At 58.9% G+C, this 1,685-nt stretch carries 2 protein-coding genes; one reads left to right on the top strand and one right to left on the bottom strand.

The genetic code is table 11. From position 1 onward, the window contains the following. Positions 1–470 (bottom strand): SDR family NAD(P)-dependent oxidoreductase (locus tag F8N85_RS33975; RefSeq protein ID WP_150807678.1); only part of this gene is annotated, 470 nt, incomplete at its 3' end. A gap of 148 nt (positions 471–618) precedes the next feature. Here F8N85_RS33975 and F8N85_RS33970 point away from each other — a divergent pair. Further along, positions 619–1,560, top strand: a complete 942-nt coding sequence (locus tag F8N85_RS33970) for a LysR family transcriptional regulator (protein ID WP_150802030.1) — start codon at positions 619–621, stop codon at positions 1,558–1,560. Positions 1,561–1,685: the final 125 nt, after the last annotated feature.

The raw sequence follows: 1,685 nt of genomic DNA, 5'->3' as shown, positions 1-1,685 counted from the left end.
ATCAATACCGGCAAGGTCGCCGGTACCTGTTGGTTCGGTTGCAAGGCCACGCTCGCGGTAATGTTGACGATGAAACCCTGCTTGCGTGGAATCATGTGCGCTGCAGCAACCTGGGATGGATAAACGAAGCCCTTGAGGTTAGTGCTGATCATCGCTTCCAGGTCTTGCGGGCTGTAGTCAATGAACGGCTTGGCCTGAAAAATCCCGGCGTTGTTGATCAGGATATCGACCTGGCCGAAGGCCTCGATGGCGGCCTGGAACAGCCGCTGGGCGGTATCCGGCTCGGCAACGTCGCCCGCCACGCCGATGAAGCGCGGGGAGTTGCCCAGTTGCTCGGCCGTTTCGCGCAGACGCTGTTCAGTGCGAGCGTTGCCGACCACGTTGTAGCCTTGCTCCAGATAAGCCTTTGCCAGGCCCAGGCCAATACCGCTCGACGCGCCGGTGATTACTACAGTTCTTGGAGAGTTCATGTTGGGTACCTGCAAAAATTGGGTTTCATAGGTTGTCCCAGAGCCCTTTTTCTGAAGGAACTGCTCGGGTTGAATTCACTGTATTTCTTTACTTTTGTTTGATAAATACAGGTCTGAGTACTTCATTTGATCCATGGTGTAATCAATCATGAAGCGACAGTTCGAAGATATTCAGCTGGGCAGCATCGAGTTGTTTTGCCTGGCGGCTGAGTCCGGCAGTTTCACCACCGCAGCCGCGGTCGCCGGTGTCACCCCGGCTGCGGTCAGTCGCTCGGTGTCGCGGATGGAGGCGCGCATGGGTGTGCGGCTGTTCGCCCGAACCACCCGCAGCGTCAAACTGACGGAAAGCGGCCGAGCGTACTTTGAACAGTGCCGCCAGGCCCTGGCCCAGTTGGTCGAAGCGCAACGGGAAGTGATGGGCAAACAACAAACCCCCTCCGGAACCTTGCGCATCAGCGTGCCCACCACCTACGCCCATCACCGCATCCTGCCGTTGCTGCCGATCTTCCGAGCGCGTTTTCCGGCGGTCAAGGTCGAGGCCCACGTCAGCAACCGCAACATCGACTTCATCGAGGAAGGCTACGACATGGCGATCAGGGTCCGGGTCCTGCCCGATTCAGGCTTGATCGCCCGTCATCTGGAAGACGCACAACTGGTCACCGTGGCCAGCCCTGAATACCTGCAGCGTGCCGGTACGCCGCAAACCCTGGACGACCTGCACCAGCATGAGTGCATTCAATTCGAGCTGCCCAGCAGCGGCCGGCACATCGCCTGGTTGTTCAAGGACAAGGGCGAAGACCAGGACCTGCTGACCGCAGGCGGCTATAGCTGTTCGGACGATGTATTGGGCGGCGTGACCCTGGCCAAGCACGGCGCAGGCCTGTTTCAGACCTATAAATTCATCGTTGAAAAAGAATTGGCGGAAGGCTCCCTGATCGAAGTCCTTGAAGCGTTCCACGGACGGTCCCGGCCCTTTACATTGCTCTACCCGGGCGGACGCCACACCCCGTTGCGGCTTCGGGCCTTTGTCGACTTCCTGATGGAATACCGGGCGCAGTGGAGCCTGTCCGAGGGCGAGTTAAAGACGTGATGGTTCAGCTAGCTGAATGGCCCCAAAAGATCGCAGCCTGCGGCAGCTCCTACGGGATTTGTGTCCACCCGCAACTTCGCGGGTGTGCGCGATCATTGTAGGAGCTGCCGCAGGCTGCGATCTTT

Origin of the sequence: Pseudomonas fluorescens (genome assembly GCF_902497875.1) — a bacterium.
Taxonomy (GTDB): Bacteria; Pseudomonadota; Gammaproteobacteria; order Pseudomonadales; family Pseudomonadaceae; genus Aquipseudomonas; species Aquipseudomonas fluorescens_BR.
Note: the sequence above shows the minus strand (reverse complement) of the source record. Positions and strands in the feature narration are given on the sequence as shown.

Excerpts from the sequence above, each read along its gene's own strand:
- F8N85_RS33970 (WP_150802030.1), top strand. The coding sequence starts at position 619 with ATGAAGCGACAGTTCGAAGATATTCAGCTGGGCAGCATCGAGTTGTTT.